The organism is Rhodococcus sp. NPDC077669 (assembly GCF_040686915.1).
Lineage (GTDB): Bacteria > Actinomycetota > Actinomycetes > Mycobacteriales > Mycobacteriaceae > Rhodococcoides > Rhodococcoides fascians.
Genome location: NZ_JBFBMD010000026.1, coordinates 15,354 through 31,930, shown reverse-complemented (window position 1 = coordinate 31,930; position 16,577 = coordinate 15,354). Strand labels below are relative to the sequence as shown.

The following is a 16,577-nucleotide window of genomic DNA, read 5'->3' as shown; positions in this document are numbered from 1 at the left end:
GCATTCCATACAAGAGAGAAGAATTGACATGGCACGAGATTTCTCCGCCGTCGGCACCAGCAGCGGCACCACCAGAGCCACAGGATCGACGTCCGGATCCTCCGGATCGGGACTGTTCGGTCTACCGAAGTGGGTTCTGGCGTTGATCGCTGTCTGCGTCGCGCTGGTTCTCGCCTTCGTCGTGAGCTTGATGGTCTCCGGTGGCGACGACGCAGACGGTAGCGGGTCGTCGGATGCGATTCGCGCAGCGCACGGACCGACCACCACCATCGACGGCATCCCCGCCGGCTACACCCGCGATCAGGAGGGGGCGCAGACCGCGGCCGTGAACTTCATCCAGGCCAACGGTCAGACCTACGCGGGTCGGATCGACGCTCAGAAGTTGCAGGAAGTGGCGGTGTCGTCCACGCCGACCCCAGCTCTGACCGAGGTCATCGAGATTTCCAGTAACCGGGAAGAGACAGGCGGCACCGTCAACAATGTCCCGTTGATCGTCACGGTCACCGATTTCACAGAAGACAAGGCGACGGTGTCGGTATGGGGCATGGGAGTGGGCCAGACACCGGTCAGTGAGGGAAGTGACAAGGTCGGAATTCTGACTGTCTACTCCACCAGCACTGTGACTCTGTCCTGGGAGAACGACGACTGGAAGGCGCAGGACTGGAAGTTCCAGACTGGCCCGTCAGCTGACCAGGCTCAGTTCCCCGCCGATGACTCCCCGCTGTCCAAGCCGGGTGCGAACGGTTTCTACACCTTCTACGTGAACTGATGAGGGGCTGGCCTTCGATGTGGCGAAAGATCCTGTTGACGATCGCGGTGGTGGTCATCGCGGCCGCAGGGCTCGCGTGGCCCGCGGCCGCGCAACCTACCGCTGTGCCGGCTCCAGGTCCCGGTGGCCCACCCGCCACGACGTCGGCCAAGAAGCTACCCGAGACGTTCCCTGCGGATCTGCGCAAGTACATCGCCGGGACCGATGAGTTCAAAACAGCACCGTGGTTCACCGGCCCCTGTAAGGACAAGGGCGGCGACATGGGCCAGTACGTCGGCGCGGTGATGAACGAGGAAGGCCGTCTGCTGTATTGGACGGCGAGCGAGAACGACCGGCTCGCGCGCTGGACCGCGGCGGTGACGCTCCAGAAGAACCCCGTCCTGATCGGCGCACTCGTCGACGCCGGAGCCGTCGGTACCGCCACGACCGGGATCGATCTGGGAGTCGAGCAGAACCGCACGGCTGCTCTCTCGATCACCGACGAGTCGATTCTCGAAGCGTTCTACCCGCCGGTCTACCCGGCGGGTGACTCGTCGATGCAGCCGCCGGCACCGACGTGCGCCGAAGACCTTGCGCGGTGGACGACGAAGACTTCGAGCACGTGGGGTTTCGACTGGGCGTCGACGCCGGATGCGGCGTCGCTCGCTGAGATGAAAGCCCAGCCGAACGCCGACCAGGTTCCCGACCAGGCCTGGACCGACGCCTGTGCCGAGGGTGTGCCGGCCTCGTTGTGCATGCACGCGATGTACGTCAACTGCGACAAATCCACACCTGGACAAGATCAGATCACGTGCGGTCAGTGGAATGTCCGCATCGGAAAGTTGTTCGGCGGCACCATGAATTGGATCGACCAGAACACCAGTTTCAGTGACCGCCTGAGCGAGACCCTCGAATCGGCGTTCAAGTCGACCCCGCAGTACAAGGTCGGGAAAATGTACGTCGACGGATTCTCCTGGGTCTGGGACAACACCGTCGGTGCCGTCTCGGACATCGTCGACTTCGTCAAGGACCCGTCCGACGTCATCGACTCGTGGGCGAACAAGCTCAAGAGTTCCGCGATCGCCATCACCACATCGGTGCTGCACGGACTTGCCGGGATCGGTGAGTTCGACCCCGGGCAGCCGGAATTCCTTGCTGTGTACGCGATGTCGACCGGTCTGGGCATTCTGGTGCTCGTCTTGATGACGATGCTCGCCATCCACAAATCATCGGATGGGAGCAGACCCGGAACCGAGTTGGCCAAAGATCTGTTCGGTTACGCCCCAGCCGGAATCATGATGATGCTCTTCGCTCCATCGATGGCACAGCTGATCATCTCCTTGGCCCACGAGTTGTCGGTGTCGCTGATCGCGGTCCTCGGCACCACCACCGACGAGGTGATCGACAACGTCTCTTCCGTTCTGGGGCCGTTGACCGATGCCACCCTCATCGGCGGGGCGATCGCGGCGATCGCCGGGTTCTTGCTGCTGTTCCTCGGCGCGCTGGCGATGTTCTTCGGGTTCCTCATGCACGCTGCAGCACTGCCGGTGCTGGCGGTGGTGTGCGGTATCGCCTTCGGTATGTGGGTCCACCCGACGTGGCGGAAGAAAGCGCTGCGGCCGGTGATGATGTTCCTGGGCATCGTGTTGTCCAAGCCGCTGATGTTCGTCATCCTGGCGGCGATCTTCTCGGTGATCAACGTCGCCGCTGCGGGGGCGGTCGCCGACGACGGCGAGCTCGAATCGTTGGGCGATCTCGGTCTGATCGCCGTGTGCTTCGTCATGATCGGGTTGGCCCCGTTCGCTCTGCTCAAGTACTCCCCGATTCTGCCGACGTCCGCTGACTCCGCCGATTTCGGGTCGAGCGGATCTGCCACCGGTCAGACGATCGGGTCGAGCGCGGGGATGTACCAGCAGCGAGCAGGAGGCGGAAGCAGCGTCGCCTCGAAGAACGCCGGAGCAGCAGGGGCACCGGGCAGAGATTCCGGTGGTACGTCCGGCAGCGACGGATCACACGGTTCAGGGGCGGGTCGCGGATCCTCGGCGTCGTCGACGCATGCCGGCCACCAGAGCGGTCAGACAGCGTCGCGTTCCGGCGGTATCAGCAGCGGTCGCGGCGGAGGCGGCGGCGGGCACGGCGGCGCCAAGGCCGGCGGATCGGAATCGAAACTGCTCGCGGCCGCCGGAAAGACCGCGGGCGCGGCAGCAGGAGCGGCCACCGTCGTTGCACCGATCGCACTGTCGGCGGCAGGCGCTGCGATGAACAAGGCCGGCTCGGCCGCACAGAGCGCCCCCGAACACGCAGACAGCGACAACTGATGACCAACCCCGACGACGAGGACCGCAGATGAGTGAGCAACGCACCGCAGTACTGGGCCGCCAGCTCGCCCGCAAGGGCATCCTGCCATTCCCCGAACCGGTGGTGATGGCATGGACGGCAACGCTGATCCTGGCGTTGTTCCTGGTCTTCGTCGTCGGCCAGAGTCTGTGGACGCTGGCGATCGACGTGGTCCTGATCGTCGCAGTTCTGTGCGCGACACTCGATTTCGGGCTCCGCGAGTCCTACGCGGCACGCAAGGTCAAGACCATCCGCAACCGTCGACGCCGTAAAGCCGGTGAACACGTGTGGGTCTCGCCCACCGACCCGCGCTACGGCAACCCCGACCACGACCCAGGGTGGACGATCCCGGTTCCGCTCTACCGCGCCGAACCGGTCGACCTGACCGGGACCGGGCTGGACGACATGTTCATCGTCGAACACCGCACCCCGGGCGACAACAACTACTACTCGGTCCTCATCGCCATGCAAGGCCTCGCCGAAGGCCTGCGCGGGGACGCCGCGTGGGCGGTGACCTCGTCCGCGTTCGGGCGAGTTCTCGCCGGGTTCGCCAAACGCTCGTCGTTCATCCGCGGCCTGGAGCTGCTGCACCGCAGTGTCCCAGCCGACATGGTGCCGCACGAGAACTGGGTGAGCGACCAGATCGCCGCCGGTGACCCCGACCTGGCCCTGATTCCGGCAGTCCGCTCCTACGGGCAACTCATCGACCGTATGAGCCCCTACTCGGAGGAACACCGCTCCTACGCCGTACTCATCTTCCCGAAGTCGACCACGTTCCTCACCGAAGCCGGCCGGATCGCACGCCGTAAAGACGCCGCACTGGTCGGCGGCATCGCGCAGGTCATCCGCGACGAGACCGCGCGGGCCGTCAGCGCTCTGGAGCGCGCAGGAATGGGCCGAGTGGAGGTCTACGGCGAACAACGCGCGTGCGCGGTTCTACGGGCGTTCCAGGACCCCAGCTACCCCCTCGACGCACACAAGGGCGTGCGGTGGGAGAACTGCTGGCCCTCCTACATCGGGCGCGACGACTCGGTGGAGATCGCAGGCCAATGGCACACCCGCGTCGGAGTCATCCCCCCGTCGTCGATCGAACCTGTCGAACTCGGCCCGCTGTGGCTGGCGACACTGCTCACCGGTGTCGAACCCGACGCCGGTGATGACGAGATCCCCGCCGCACCCACGATCCGAACCGTGATCGCGCGAATGGACTTCGTCGACGCCCCCAAGGCCCGCGAGGCCGCGAAAAAGGACGTCACGCAGGACGAGGCGAAGCAGATCGAGGAGCAGCGCAAAGGCAGGACCACCGATGGCACCTCGGAGGTCGAGATGGGCGAATCTGGTCGTCGCAGAGTTGATCTCATGCCCGGTAGCGGGCATCACGGCATGATCTACACCCTCGCGGTGTCGGTGACGGGCCGCGATGAAGACGACGCATTGCGGGCCTGCACTCGCGTCGCACAAGCAGCCGACGACAGCGGCATCGGAGAGATCGAGTGGCAGGACAACCGCCACGACGTCGCCGCGTTCGTCACCCTGCCCCTCGGCCGCGGACTCGCAGCCACCAAATGGACCCGCGTCCGCTGAGCCGGACCCAGAGACGATCGAGGCGAGAGAAATGACCAGCACTCAACACAAGACCGATCGGCGGCGTGGTCATGCCGCCGGCCCGCGCAAGCGCCGTCTGTTCCGCCTGACACTGCGCGCCAAACGCACCGCAGTGGACCTGCAGGCGCAAGCCGACACCGCCGCTGCGCTCGGCGCAGCCGAAGCCGCCGGGCTGATCACCGCCCGCAGGCACCCACCGACGCGGAAGAAGTGGCTCGACCGGTGGGGCTGGTACGAACTGCGCACCGAAGGGGCATGGACCTCCACCCGACAAGGTGAGGCGCTGAACTTGGCGACGATGCGCCGCTCGGTGCGTCATGAGGGCTTGCTGACGGGACTGAACAAGATCAGTCAGTCCGGAGTGATCACCGATCCGTTCGCCCTCTACGGCTCGGAGATCGAGAACATCAACATCGCCATCATCGGCGACATCGGCAAGGCGAAGTCCTCGCTGATCAAAACTGCGATGTGCGTTCGCCAGCTCGCCCTCCCGAATCGACAGGTCGTGGTCATCGACAAGAAACGCCAGGGCAGCAAGGGCGGCGAATACAGCGGCATCGCTGACGCGATGGGCGCTCAATCCATCCGGTTCCGCACCGGGACAACAGGAATGCGCATCAACCTGCTCGACCCCGCGATCGCCACCGGAGTCGAGCGCACCGACGGTGTCGCCCCAGCCGGCCAGGAAGCACTCGTCGGCGCGGTCATCGAGGACACCATGGGTCGTACGCTCGTCGAGACCGAGAAAGCGGCCCTCGGTTTGGCTCTGCAGGTGGTCAACGCACGCGCTGCGCACGAGGACCGCGAACCGATCCTGATGGAGCTCGCCGAAGAGCTGCTCAACCCTACGGAGGGCGCGGGAGCGACATTCGGTGAGCTGTGGTCGGAAGAATCGCGCCGATGGGGTCTCAATCCCGGTCTGGCACTACGCGAACTCTGCCTGGGCGACCTCAAAGGGCTCGTCGACGGCGCGACCTCACCGGAGGTCCGCCAAGCACTCGACCATCCGTTCGTGCACTTCGACGTGTCCGCGCTGCCGAACAAGGGACCGGCGTTGCGCGTGATCATGACAGTGATCAACACATGGCTCGCGAACGTGCTCGCCTCACGCTCTGCCCGGCACATGCAGACCCTGCTCCTCGTCGAGGAGGGATGGCACGTCGCCGACGGCTCGACCGGAAAAGTGTTCCGCGAGAACATGAAGCTCTCTCGCGGACTCGGCCTGTCGACCGTGTCGGCGTTCCACCACATCTCCGACCTACCGGTCGAATCCCCGGCGCGGGCGTTGATGAAAGAAGCCGGGATCGTGTTCCTCTACGGGCAGGACCGAGTCGAGGACGCCGAAGAAACCGCCCGCATGTATCACCTTCCCCCCGGGTCGACCGAGATCATCATGTCCCTCGCCAAGGGCCACTGCCTGGTCAAGTACGGCAACGCCGATCCGATCCTGATGGAGCACGTGCGCTCGGACCTGGAGATCGAACTCACCGACACCGACGAAGTGATCAAGGGAGCAGCCGCATGATCGATCGAGCTGGCATCGAACCACTTGGCGACCGCGCGCTGAACTGCGTGTGTGGTCCGCGACCGGATTGGGAGTGGCTGGCCTCGATGACGCACGGGTGGCCACTGATCTTCACTGCCGTCGCCGCGGTCGCGTTCGTCGTTCTGGGCATCCTCGTCGTACTCCCCGCTATCGAACGACACCGCGATCACCGCGGCGACGTCGATACCGCTGCTCCGCTGACTGTTTCGGAACGGAAGTCATGATGACTCTGCACTCACCGTCGCTGGTCGGACTGGACTTTACTGCCCTCGATGGGTCGGGCAGCACAGCATCGCGTCGGCTGTTTCGTTCCCGTTCGACCGCGGCAGCGTTCGCTCTGACACGGGCCGCTGCAGGCGGCGACGCGCTGTTCTCGCTCGACTTCTCCGCCTTCGCGGTGTCCTCGGCCGATACGAACACGTTCCGGTCGATCGACGAAGTATCGGTGACGGGGTCGGTAGCCGAGTTGGCCTGTGCCCTGGCCTCTCTCGCTGACTACGCGATCGGTGTCCGCCGCGCGCAGTTCCCTCTGCCCGTAGCCCTGTCGGCGGATATCTCCACACTGGTGGCCGCCGTGGCGTCGCCGGTCCATCCCTCGCGGGAGAACGACACCGGCTCGGTGGAGGTGCACGTGTGCACGATGCGACCGGTTCCCCTGCCGGACACGCGTTCGCTGGTGGGCATCTACGCCGCCGAGGACGCCGAGCGGGTTGCGGGTGTACTTGCGTACCGTCTCGGCGGCGAGATCTCGCCGGCACCATCACAGGGCCGCATACAGATCCACCACCCCGCCGATCTCGGCGACAGCGACCGCGACGCGATCGAGCGGTACACCCGGATCACCGAGCTACGCGCCAACCTCACTGCTCTCGACCCGCTGCGAGACGACGAGATGGCGACTCGCCTCACCGACGAGCTGGACGCGCTGAACGGGGCCACAGTGCAGCGCCGAACGACACCGTCGGCCGCCCTGATCTCCGGAACCGATCTGATCCGCAGATACCTCAACACGCCACCCACCCTGTTCGACACCGCGAAGGACTGACCGTCATGGCCACACCCGAACCTCGCCCCACCCCGCCGGTTCTGCCGTACGGCACCGGTCCCATCGTCGGATTCATCGCCGGCGCTCTCGCCTCGATCGTCGGCGGCGGCTACCTCTCAGGTCTCGTCGCCGGAACCGGACCTGCCCTGCCCGCCGGCGTCTACGGGGTGATCCCGGTAGTGACAGGTCTGTTCGGAAACCCCGGCGACCCCGCATCGGCGTGGCCGGCCGGATCTCGCCCGGGCGGCCCAACCCTGACATGGCTGTGCATCGCCGTCGTCGCGGCCGCCTGCATCATGCTCGGGGCGATCATCTCGGGGAAGAACATGGCTCGCAAAGTAGCTCGACGAGTACGCGCGAGCGGCTTCGCCGGCAAGGAAGAGCTCGTGAGGGTCGGGCTCGACGAGAAGAGCGCCGTGAAGAAAGCCAAGGCCACCCGGCTCACCCTCTCCGACGTTCCTGTTCGGCAGATCGACGCGGCAGTGGAGACCACTCGCATCGGAACGCTCTACGACGACAAGAAGCAAGGCGTGTTCCTGCAACACCGCGACGGTCTGATGGTCGAAGGACCCACCGGATCCGGCAAGACCTGGCGCATGTTCTACAAGGCGGTCGTCGACGCCCCGGGGACGGTGGTTGCGACCTCCACGCGCGGCGACCTCCTGCGCGCCACATGGGCCGAACGCAGCGCGATCGGCGAAGCGGCGGTGTTCGATCCGGATGGACTGACGGTGTTTCCGAACAAGATGCGCTGGTTGCTCCTCGACGGTTGCGAGGATCCTGAGGTGGCCATGCGCCGGGCCGCGGCCTTGGTGCAGGCGATGCCGATGGACGACACCAGCAATTCGGGCTACTGGAACGGCAAGGCCGCGATGCTCATGCGCGGGTACCTTTATGCCGCAGCGGTTCTCGGCAAGGATCTGGTGACGCTGCGTATGTGGGCGTCCTCGCGCGACGTCCGTGCGGTCCGCGACGTGCTCTCGGTGGATCTGCCGGACTGGAACACCGACCTCACCCAGGCGTTGGACTCGGGCTCCGACTCCTCCGACGATGTGATCAGCGCGTGCACGCGGCTGCTCGAGCCGTTGGCGTCGCCGCGGTTGATGCGTTCGCTCAATGTTCCTCGTGGTGAGTCCGCGGATCTGCACGCACTGGTCACCGAAGGACGCAACACCGTCTATCTCATCTCCGAGGGAGGTAGCGCGTCGGCGGCCGCGATGACCACCGTGCTCTCGGCCGAGCTGTACCACGTCGCCAAGACGCACGGTCTCACCCAACCCGACGACAAGATCGACCCGCCGCTGCGCATGGTGCTCGACGAGATGAACAACGTCGCGGCGATCCCGAACATGCCGTCGCTCATCACCGACTCCGGCGGCCGCGGAATCCAGATCTGGGCGGGGGTTCACTCGCGGCTGCAGAACGAACAGCGGTGGGGCCGCGTCGGTGGCCACCAACTGTCCAACGACTCACCGGCGCGGCTGTATCTGACCGGTCTCGGCGACGCCGACGAGCTGGCCACGATCTCCAAGGGTCTGGGAATGCGTGACGAGTACATGAGCGCATCCCGAATGACCGGCCCGCGGTCGGTGCCGGTGATGGCCGGCAATGAGATCTCGCAGATGGAAGCCGATCAGGCACTGTTGCGCTACCGCGAGGCCAAGCCGATCAAGCTGCACGTTCCCTCCGTCTGGGATGTGCCCGCACTTTCGGAGAAGGTGCGGGCCAACCAGGCTGCATTCGATCGGTTCTGCGCCGGCGAGACCGACGACGCGCCTGCCGTCGACCTGGCCAAGCGATCGGTTCGGCAGAGGCGATGAGCCTGCCGCAGTACACACCGGGGCCGGCGGATTGGAGACACCTCGATCAGGTCGAGGCGGCAGATCTGTGGAGCGCACTCGTTCCTTGGGTCGAGCACATCCGCGCACGGTACGACCTGGGAAGTCGGCACATTCTCGGCTGCTGGTTCAAACACCCTCCGCTGGTCGAGGAGTTGACCGCGGCTATGTACGCCCACCGCGAGGTGTACCAGCTACTCAAGAAGAACGTCTATCACGGCGGCCTGTCCGCATGGCACTACCAAGTCCTCTGGCCACTGATCGGGCGCTTGGACAAGGTCACCAGTTTCGACGACTGCCGCACCGGCGAATGCGGCTACCGGCCGGCACCGTCACCGATCCTGGACGACGTCGCCGAATACATTGCCGCCGACGTCGACGGCCGCGCCGAGCACATCCCGTCCAACGAGCAGGATGCGGAGCCGTCGGCGGGGGCGCAGTCGGCGTCGACACTGACGATGGAAGAAGTGGTCGAGATGATCGACAGCGGCACAGCCACTGCCGAGGACCCGGCAGACGATTTCAGCACCGTCGAAATCCTGGGCGCACGTTGGGAATACGACGACGACACCGAGCAGTACCGGCAAGTCGAGTGAACTTCTAGGGTGGTGCAATGCCTGAATGGATCGAGAATGCCCCAGCACCCGACGCCCTCGACGTCGCAGTGAGGGCGGTGGTCGACGAGCTGGCCACAGAGGTCGGCCAGACCGTACCGGTGAGAACCGAGATCTCGAGCGAGCTGAGCAGGACCGGCGGGATTGCCGCCTACCATGTCGAGCCGGACAAGTTGTATCTCGACCCTGCACTGGCGCAGGGGATTTCAGACGACCCAGGGTCGTATTACGGCACCGGTGTGGTTCTTCACGAACTGGGGCATCGAGCCGACAGGAAGCTCATGCTCTGGAGGCTCCGGTCGGTCTGGTGGACGACCTACGCCATTGCCCTTCCGATGCCTGTCTTACTGACGATCGGCACGTGGGCGCAGCAGCCCTGGGCCTGGACCGCGATGGGTGTCCTTATCGCACTGTGGTCCATCGTCTTTCTCGTTGTTCGCGTTCCGTTGTGCTGGTACAGCGAGTTTCGCGCCGACGACTTCTGCTGCGATGTCGGAGGAATCGCAAGGGCCGCAATAGTGTTGACCGTATTCTCCGAGCTACGACTTACGTTCGGAAAGGCACTGGCTGCCAGGCTCACCCATCCGCCGACGAGCATGAGATTGCGCCGACAGATGCGCCGCGCGGGCTTCGACATGCCCCCACGTGCAATGCGACTACAGCCCCACGACTAGTAGCGGGTCTCAGCCTTTGAGGTCGGTGACCAAGGTAGGTTCGCGCAGAGCAGCAACAAGAAGGCGTCTGGTGAGCGTACGAGCGAAGCGGTGCAGCTCAAGAGCCGTTAGCGGTGCCGGCCACTTCTGTTTGAAGATGTCGAGCTGACTGTCCGGATCGCCGCCGTGCGCGATCGCGCTCCTATAGTTGTAGAGCCTGCCGATCACTTTGTCGGGACGAGTGGTGCCAAACGTGTCCAAGCCCAGGTCATGGTGTGGCGGCATGCGGTTACCGAGCAGGATGATGTTTCGTTTGAGCTGTTGAGTAATTGTGTCGATCCGGTCCTGGGGCTCCGGTTGATGGGTGAGCAGGCCCTCGATGATGGCCAGATGCGCAAGAAATTTCTGCCGTGATCGTTCGTGAATCTCCGCGGTGTAGGAGAACAACTTCAACATTCGGTGAATCGCAGGGAATTCCGAACCGGCGAAATTTGCTCTCAGTTTCACGAGGCCGCGAAGTTCGTCGAAATCCGGGGTTTGAGGTGCGTTGTCCCACCCCACGACATCATTAAAGAACCGCGTCATGGCCGTGGCGTTCCCTATTCGCGAGGCACCTGTCAGCGACGAATCGGGTTCACCGTTGGGCCAATAGTCGACAAAGAGCTCTGTGTCTGACAATGCCAACGCTTCGACCAACCCATCGGCGGACAGCCCAGCCGGATCGGTCCGGTGAACGGTCCAGTACCGCCACTCGGACCGCTGTAAAACGCCCCATTGAAAACTCAGACCGGCTCCCGATGGGGCGATTTCCGCTTCATGGGGAGGTGGGGTTCGCTTCATATTCAGCGTGACTGCGTTGTAGAGGTTTTCGACGACGGGTTTGAATTGGGTCAGCTCGTCGTCTGTCGCTCGACGCAGCTCCCATCCCTCACCAAGGGAGTGGACGTCGCCAGTCGGAAGCTGCAGGTCGTTGAGCACTACTCCGTACCGGACTTTCGTCATGCTCCCGAGACTACGAGCCGGGCCGGGACGTTCGCTGACGAAGATGCGGTTCCGGACCGCTACATTCGCGGTCCTCTGCGGTGCGCCTCGTGCTCGACAACGGCTTGGTCCACGGTGCGGTGGTGTTCGACAGTCTCGCGCTCGTGCTGGGCGCGGAGTTGTTCTTGCCGTTGCTCGGTCCGGTGTTGCTCGATGGCGGCGGCGAGGGTCTCGGCGTCATCGTGGACGGTGTTGAACGGTGCGCGGTCGGCCCGGTTCTCGGGTCGGTCGCCAATGATCGAAGCGGTATCGGTGATCTCGTTTCGGTCGCGGTAAGCGTGGATCTCTGCCGCGGTGCGGTTCCACTTGGCTTCGAGCTCGGCGTCGTCCGGGCGCTGCTCGAGGTGCTGGGTGAACGACAGTTCCGGTTCGGCTGCTGGGTTGGGCAGCGCAGCGATCCGGTCGACGGTGGCGGCATGTTCGTCGGCGATTGCGATGTACTCGGCGCGCAGCTGCGCCGCGAGCGCATCGTCGACGAGCTGAGCGTCGAGGGGCGGTGACGAAATCCAGTGCGGGGCGCGGTGGTCGACGAGCTCGCGCTGAGGGGCCGCAATGTCATCGAGGGCGGCGGTGATGCCGGTGACGTGTGCGGTGGAGTGTGTTGCGGCGGCGATGGTGCTGCACAGGTCGTTGAGGTCGTAGCCGCCGTAGGTCGTCAGTTCCCGGATCCGGCCGGTTGCTGCGGTCCAGCGTGGGTCGTCTGTGCGTTCGGCGATCGCGGCGGCGATCGGGAAGTGCTCGCGCAGGGTTTCTGCGTTCTCGTGTGCCCACCGGGTGTTCGCGGTGTCGGCCGCTGTGGCGATGGCCGGCGCGAGATCGCGGATGAGGTTGGCTGCGGTGAGTTCGTCGCCGCGTGTAGCCAGTTGTTGGGCGTGCCAGGCGAGCACGGCGTCGGGTGCGATGCCGGCGAGTGCTGCGGTGCGTAGGTGCCGACCGAGTCGGTGGATGCCGGGTTCTGCGATGAGCCGTTCGGCGGTGGTGGGGTCGAATGCGGCGCGAATGGGTCGCTGCACACGCGCGGAGTCGAGGGTGGCCGTGGCGGCCTCGTATCGGCGTATCTGCGCCCCGATGCCGTCGGTTGTGCTGGGTGCTGGGCGGGCGGCAGCGTAGCGAGCTGCGACTTCACGTGCGTAGTCGTCGAGTTCCTTGTCGGTGCCCGGGACTCGGGGCGGTAGGGGTGGTAGTGCGTGCTCGGGCTGGTCCTGGTGGGCGGAGACGGCTGCCGCGCTCGTGGCCACCGATGCGTTGGTCGAGTCGTTTTCGGGTGTCGTGCGCGGTGTGCTGCGGACGTCGTGGATGCGTGAATTGAGTACTCGGGCGACGTCTCGTGCGGTGTGGAGTTCGCCGGCGGCGAGGGCGTCGACGAGGACATGGCGGGCGCTGTCTCCGCGGTCGTGGATCTCGGCGAGGGTCGCGCGCAGTGCTGCGAGGCTTGCGGGGTGTTCGGCTTGCGCGGTCGCGTAGAGGGCGGCGGGAAGGGACCTGTCGAGGACGGTGTCGAGCCAGTGATCGCGGAGACGGGTCTGGGCGGCGAGGTATGCCTCGCGGAGCCGGTCGGGGCTGTGGGCGTGTTCGGCGGCGTCGCGTATGGCGGTGATGGCGGCTTTATGCCCGTTGTCGTTTGCGAGGATGCGGGTGAGGACGTCGCGGGAGTTCGGGGTCTCGATCTCCGAGAGGTGCATTCCTTCGGTGTCGAGGGTGACGCCCGGTTCGACGGGTACGTACATCTCGTTGTTGGTGCGACCGCGAGTCAGCGCGACGTAGAGCCCGGCGCGGTCGGTGGTGGGACTGAGCGCGGTGTGGGCGGTGTCGACGGTGATGCCTTGGCTGCGGTGCACGGTGGCGGCGTAGCCGAGTTCGGTCAAGCCGGACACGTAGTCGGCCGGGAGGGTGATCGTGCCGTCGTGGGTTTTGCTGCGGACGGTCAGCGAGCCGTCTTTGCCTACTGCGGTGACGGTCCACAGGTCACCGTTGCGGACGAACATGTTCCGCCGCCGACCGCCCTTGGTGCGCAGCCACGGTGCGTTCTTGCGGGTGAGAACGGTGTCGCCGACCCCTGCGGTGAGCTGATCCGACAGTTCGGCGGTACGGCGGGACTTGACCGTTCCTTGGCTGCGGAAGTGCTCTTGGATGGCGAGGTTGACGGTGCGGACGTCCTCGCCGGTGGAGAGCATGACGAGCGAGGACTTACCGGCTGCGATGTCGGCGAGGTACGCGTCGGCTGCGGCGTCCTTCATCTCCGTGGCAGTGCCGGTGTGGACCCATCCGCGTTGGTAGAACATCTCGAGGCTGGCCGGGTCGCCGTGCCGCAGATCGAGTGAGTTCTCGGCCTGTTCGGTGTCGCTACCGAACCGCACGACGGTGGTCAGTTCGGGTGCGCGGGTTTCTTCGGCGAGCAGCCGCAACGCACCGCCGGTTTCGACGGCGTCGAGCTGGTTCGGATCTCCGAGCAGACGCACGACTGCGCCTTTGGCTGCGGCGATCTCGGTGATGGCGGCGAGGTCTTTGGTCGAGGCGAGGGATGCTTCGTCGACGAGCAGCATCGCACCGGGTCGAATGTCGATCTGGTCGGACAGGGTCCGAGGTTCGTGGCCGTTCTTGCCTCGCCACGGGTAGGTCAGGGTGGCGAGCGTGTGTGCGGTGACGCCGATTTCCTCGCCGAGGTTTTCCGCTGCGACGGCGGACGGGGCGAGGGCGATGACCTGATATCCGGCTTTCTTCCAGGTGTCGGCGACGGCCTGCATGGCGGTGGTCTTGCCGGTGCCGGCCGGTCCGATACCGACCGCTACGAGGGTGCCGCTACCGACGAAATGTTCGGCGAGTTCGCGTTGCCCGGCGTTGAGGGTGCGTCCGTCTTTGCCTTTCGCGGCGGCGGTGATGACCTTGTCGAGCGCGGCCTGCGGGGCGATGTAGGCGACCGGGGTCTGAACGGCGTCGAGCAGGGAACGTTCTGCGGCGAGGACGCTGTGGGAGGTGTGCAGGGCGGTGCCGGGGCGGGTGAGGATGAACTCGCCGTCGCGGCGGCGCAGCGCTGTCGGAGCTTCGGGCAGCTCGGGGAGCGGCATGTGTACCGAGGTTGCGAGGACACGGTCGATCACGGCTGCGGTGGCGGCGCGGCGGGCGGTGTCGTCGGTGAAGGCGACGGCGGCGAAGTTCGCGTCGACGGCGGAGTGGACGTGGGTGATGGCCCAGTTCGATCGTTTGTCTTCGAGGCGTTCGAGTACGCGCTCGACCTCGTCGTCGAGGGAGTCGAGGGTGCGCATGTGCTCGCCGACCTCGCGCACGCCGGAGGCGTGGTCTCGTTGGACCTGTTGCCACTCCGCGGCGAGGGCGTCGACGTCGCGGGGGGTGCCGAGGATCTGCGCTGACCGGGTGAGCCAGGCGTTCTGCATCTCGCGCAGCGTCTGCGGTTCCTGCTTGCCGGCGCGGGTGTCGAGGTTGGCCTGTTGGTAGAGCGAGTACATCGCCTTGGGGGACGGCATCCGGCCGTGTTCGGCGCGGTACTCGGCGACGAGCTGGTCTCTGCGCGTTTCGATCTGGCTGCGGCGTGAGGAGAACATTTCGCACAGCTCGCGCGGGACCTGCTCGATTTCGACGACGTCCTGCCGGCCGTGGCCGGTGGAGCGGGCAGCGAGGGAAAAGCCGAGTTCGGTGTGCAGCTTGGACATGATGGTGGCGTTGTAGCGCTGCGAGGCCGGCACCGCGTACCGGTGCAGGATCGACCCGTCGAGGGCGCGCCATTTGCCGTCGGATTCGGTGCACACCTTGATCGAGACGACGGCGTGGGTGTGCAGGTTCGGATCCCCGGCGCGGGAGTCGTAGTGGTCGTAGAGGGTCGCGACCAGACCGGTGGTGTCCTGGACTTCCTGGCTGGTGTTGCCGGTGCGGGTGAAGCACGCTTCCTTCTCGATCCAGCCGAGGGCGTCGGTGACGGTCTCTTTGTGGATGCGCTCGATTTCTCGGCGGGTGCCGTCGTCGGCGAGCGCCCACATCACCGACACGCTTTTCGGTGGGGTGAACACCAGGTCGTAGCCGGCCACGGGCTGGCGGACGCGGGACTTCTGCGCGCTGATCCACGAGCGGAGCTCGCGCTGATCTTCCGGCGGGCGGCCGTGGCCGTCGGTGAACAACCGGGTTCCGACCTCGTCCATGATCTGCTGCGACTGCGCTTTCGACGGCGCGTGCCCGTGCTCGCTGCGGAACTCCGCTACCGCGGTCTTGTGCTCGCGGAGCAGTTCGATGTCGTTGGAGAATTCGGGGAACTTACGGCCGAGTCGGGCCGCTTTGAGCGCGGTCTTCTCGTTCGCGCCCTTGGTAATTGAATTTTCGATCAACGCCGAGGCGTTCGGGTGCAGCCCGCTACCGAACAGTGCTTTCATCTGCGGCTCGGACACCTGCCCACCGCCGGTGATCGACGCGGCCGCAGTCGGGTCGATCCCGGCCTGCATCTGCTCGAGATTGTCCAGGCCGGCACCGAACCAGACACCCGGCGGTGTGCCGTGCGCGGTGTAGTAATCGGTCAGATCTTGGCCGTGCTCCCGTTCGCGGTCAGCGGTGGCCACCTGCTTGGTCAGGTACTCGTAGCCATCGCCCGCGTGCAGTACGTGGAGCGTCATCACACCGCCACCCTAGACGCCGCAGGCGGGCAGGCGGAAGGCCGGGACCCCCCAAAGTCTGAAATTCAGCAAGAGGTGTGTAAATCATCTAAGCTTTTAGCAGGCGAAGCCTGTGCAGTAAGGCCCAGCCCTCAGGACTCTCGGCCAGGTCACAGGCTGGGGACGGTCGGAACTGGGGTCGATGGAGTCAGAGATGGAGAGGCAGCGGGGCATGGGGTCGACAGGAGATCGGGTAGCCGCCCGTGAGCGGGGGCTACTGAAGGCCACCCGCGCGGCGGGTACAGCGGTACGGGACCGAGAGAGCGCTGTGCGTCGATTCGCGGCGGCGCGGGTCCAGCGAGACGCGGCCGAACAGGCGATGGCCTCCGAGCTGGCACAGCTGGCTACGCCCCTGGGTTCACTGACACGTGCGGCGGAGCTCGTCGGCGTCGAGCTCGCGGAAGCTGAACGTCTGACCGCACTTCACCGAGTTGCCCGACCTACTGACGCGATCGGCGAGCCAGCCTCGTGACTTCTGCTGCACCTGTGCGAGGA

General features: G+C 65.5%; 12 protein-coding genes. 10 read left to right on the top strand and 2 right to left on the bottom strand.

Features of this window, described 5'->3' with window-relative positions; genetic code table 11:
- Nucleotides 1-28: 28 nt before the first annotated feature.
- Genes AB0P23_RS21615 through AB0P23_RS21575 form a run of 9 tightly spaced genes read left to right on the top strand, consistent with a single transcriptional unit; the run spans nt 29 to nt 10,407 of the window.
- A complete protein-coding gene (locus AB0P23_RS21615) occupies nt 29-769 on the top strand; it encodes a hypothetical protein (RefSeq protein WP_287452020.1) in 741 nt (246 codons plus the stop codon).
- Between the two features lie 17 nt (nt 770-786).
- Nucleotides 787-3,066 (top strand): hypothetical protein, encoded by a 2,280-nt coding sequence (locus AB0P23_RS21610; RefSeq protein ID WP_363799329.1) that lies wholly within the window; start codon nt 787-789, stop codon nt 3,064-3,066.
- 28 nt (nt 3,067-3,094) lie between these two features.
- Nucleotides 3,095-4,669 (top strand): SCO6880 family protein, encoded by a 1,575-nt coding sequence (locus AB0P23_RS21605; RefSeq protein ID WP_363799328.1) that lies wholly within the window; start codon nt 3,095-3,097, stop codon nt 4,667-4,669.
- Nucleotides 4,670-4,700: 31 nt separating this feature from the next.
- On the top strand, nt 4,701-6,215 hold the full coding sequence (locus AB0P23_RS21600; protein WP_363799326.1) for an ATP/GTP-binding protein: 1,515 nt from the start codon (nt 4,701-4,703) through the stop codon (nt 6,213-6,215).
- Nucleotides 6,212-6,460 carry a hypothetical protein gene (locus AB0P23_RS21595; protein ID WP_363799324.1) on the top strand — a complete coding sequence of 83 codons (249 nt, stop codon included), beginning with the start codon at nt 6,212-6,214 and terminating at the stop codon, nt 6,458-6,460. Before AB0P23_RS21600 ends, AB0P23_RS21595 begins: the two co-directional genes overlap by 4 nt.
- The gene (locus AB0P23_RS21590; RefSeq protein WP_363799321.1) at nt 6,457-7,281 is read left to right on the top strand and encodes a hypothetical protein; all 825 of its coding nucleotides are present in this window, start codon (nt 6,457-6,459) and stop codon (nt 7,279-7,281) included. Before AB0P23_RS21595 ends, AB0P23_RS21590 begins: the two co-directional genes overlap by 4 nt.
- Nucleotides 7,282-7,286: 5 nt before the next feature.
- Entirely contained in the window at nt 7,287-9,101 is a 1,815-nt protein-coding gene (locus AB0P23_RS21585; protein WP_363799318.1) for a TraM recognition domain-containing protein, read from the top strand.
- A complete protein-coding gene (locus AB0P23_RS21580; protein ID WP_363799316.1) occupies nt 9,098-9,715 on the top strand; it encodes a hypothetical protein in 618 nt (205 codons plus the stop codon). Before AB0P23_RS21585 ends, AB0P23_RS21580 begins: the two co-directional genes overlap by 4 nt.
- A 17-nt stretch (nt 9,716-9,732) precedes the next feature.
- Nucleotides 9,733-10,407 carry a hypothetical protein gene (locus AB0P23_RS21575; protein WP_363799315.1) on the top strand — a complete coding sequence of 225 codons (675 nt, stop codon included), beginning with the start codon at nt 9,733-9,735 and terminating at the stop codon, nt 10,405-10,407.
- A gap of 9 nt (nt 10,408-10,416) precedes the next feature.
- On the opposite strand, the gene AB0P23_RS21570 is transcribed toward AB0P23_RS21575, so the two are convergent.
- Together AB0P23_RS21570 and mobF are read right to left on the bottom strand one after the other, a co-directional pair.
- Nucleotides 10,417-11,388 (bottom strand): hypothetical protein, encoded by a 972-nt coding sequence (locus AB0P23_RS21570; protein WP_363799313.1) that lies wholly within the window; start codon nt 11,386-11,388, stop codon nt 10,417-10,419.
- A 59-nt stretch (nt 11,389-11,447) separates the two neighbouring features.
- Nucleotides 11,448-16,043, bottom strand: a complete 4,596-nt coding sequence (gene mobF / locus AB0P23_RS21565) for a MobF family relaxase (RefSeq protein WP_363799311.1) — start codon at nt 16,041-16,043, stop codon at nt 11,448-11,450.
- Nucleotides 16,044-16,236: 193 nt separating this feature from the next.
- On the opposite strand from mobF, the gene AB0P23_RS21560 reads away from it, so the two are divergent.
- Nucleotides 16,237-16,554: a hypothetical protein gene (locus AB0P23_RS21560; RefSeq protein ID WP_032375765.1), complete on the top strand. Its 318-nt coding sequence runs from the start codon at nt 16,237-16,239 to the stop codon at nt 16,552-16,554.
- The last annotated feature ends 23 nt before the right edge of the window (nt 16,555-16,577 follow it).

What these genes read in the sequence shown, in the direction of transcription:
- AB0P23_RS21615 (WP_287452020.1), top strand. Translation starts at nt 29, where the DNA reads ATGGCACGAGATTTCTCCGCCGTCGGCACCAGCAGCGGCACCACCAGA.
- AB0P23_RS21610 (WP_363799329.1), top strand. Translation starts at nt 787, where the DNA reads ATGTGGCGAAAGATCCTGTTGACGATCGCGGTGGTGGTCATCGCGGCC.
- AB0P23_RS21605 (WP_363799328.1), top strand. Translation starts at nt 3,095, where the DNA reads ATGAGTGAGCAACGCACCGCAGTACTGGGCCGCCAGCTCGCCCGCAAG.
- AB0P23_RS21600 (WP_363799326.1), top strand. Translation starts at nt 4,701, where the DNA reads ATGACCAGCACTCAACACAAGACCGATCGGCGGCGTGGTCATGCCGCC.
- AB0P23_RS21595 (WP_363799324.1), top strand. Translation starts at nt 6,212, where the DNA reads ATGATCGATCGAGCTGGCATCGAACCACTTGGCGACCGCGCGCTGAAC.
- AB0P23_RS21590 (WP_363799321.1), top strand. Translation starts at nt 6,457, where the DNA reads ATGATGACTCTGCACTCACCGTCGCTGGTCGGACTGGACTTTACTGCC.
- AB0P23_RS21585 (WP_363799318.1), top strand. Translation starts at nt 7,287, where the DNA reads ATGGCCACACCCGAACCTCGCCCCACCCCGCCGGTTCTGCCGTACGGC.
- AB0P23_RS21580 (WP_363799316.1), top strand. Translation starts at nt 9,098, where the DNA reads ATGAGCCTGCCGCAGTACACACCGGGGCCGGCGGATTGGAGACACCTC.
- AB0P23_RS21575 (WP_363799315.1), top strand. Translation starts at nt 9,733, where the DNA reads ATGCCTGAATGGATCGAGAATGCCCCAGCACCCGACGCCCTCGACGTC.
- AB0P23_RS21570 (WP_363799313.1), bottom strand. Translation starts at nt 11,388, where the DNA reads ATGACGAAAGTCCGGTACGGAGTAGTGCTCAACGACCTGCAGCTTCCG.
- mobF (WP_363799311.1), bottom strand. Translation starts at nt 16,043, where the DNA reads ATGACGCTCCACGTACTGCACGCGGGCGATGGCTACGAGTACCTGACC.
- AB0P23_RS21560 (WP_032375765.1), top strand. Translation starts at nt 16,237, where the DNA reads ATGGAGAGGCAGCGGGGCATGGGGTCGACAGGAGATCGGGTAGCCGCC.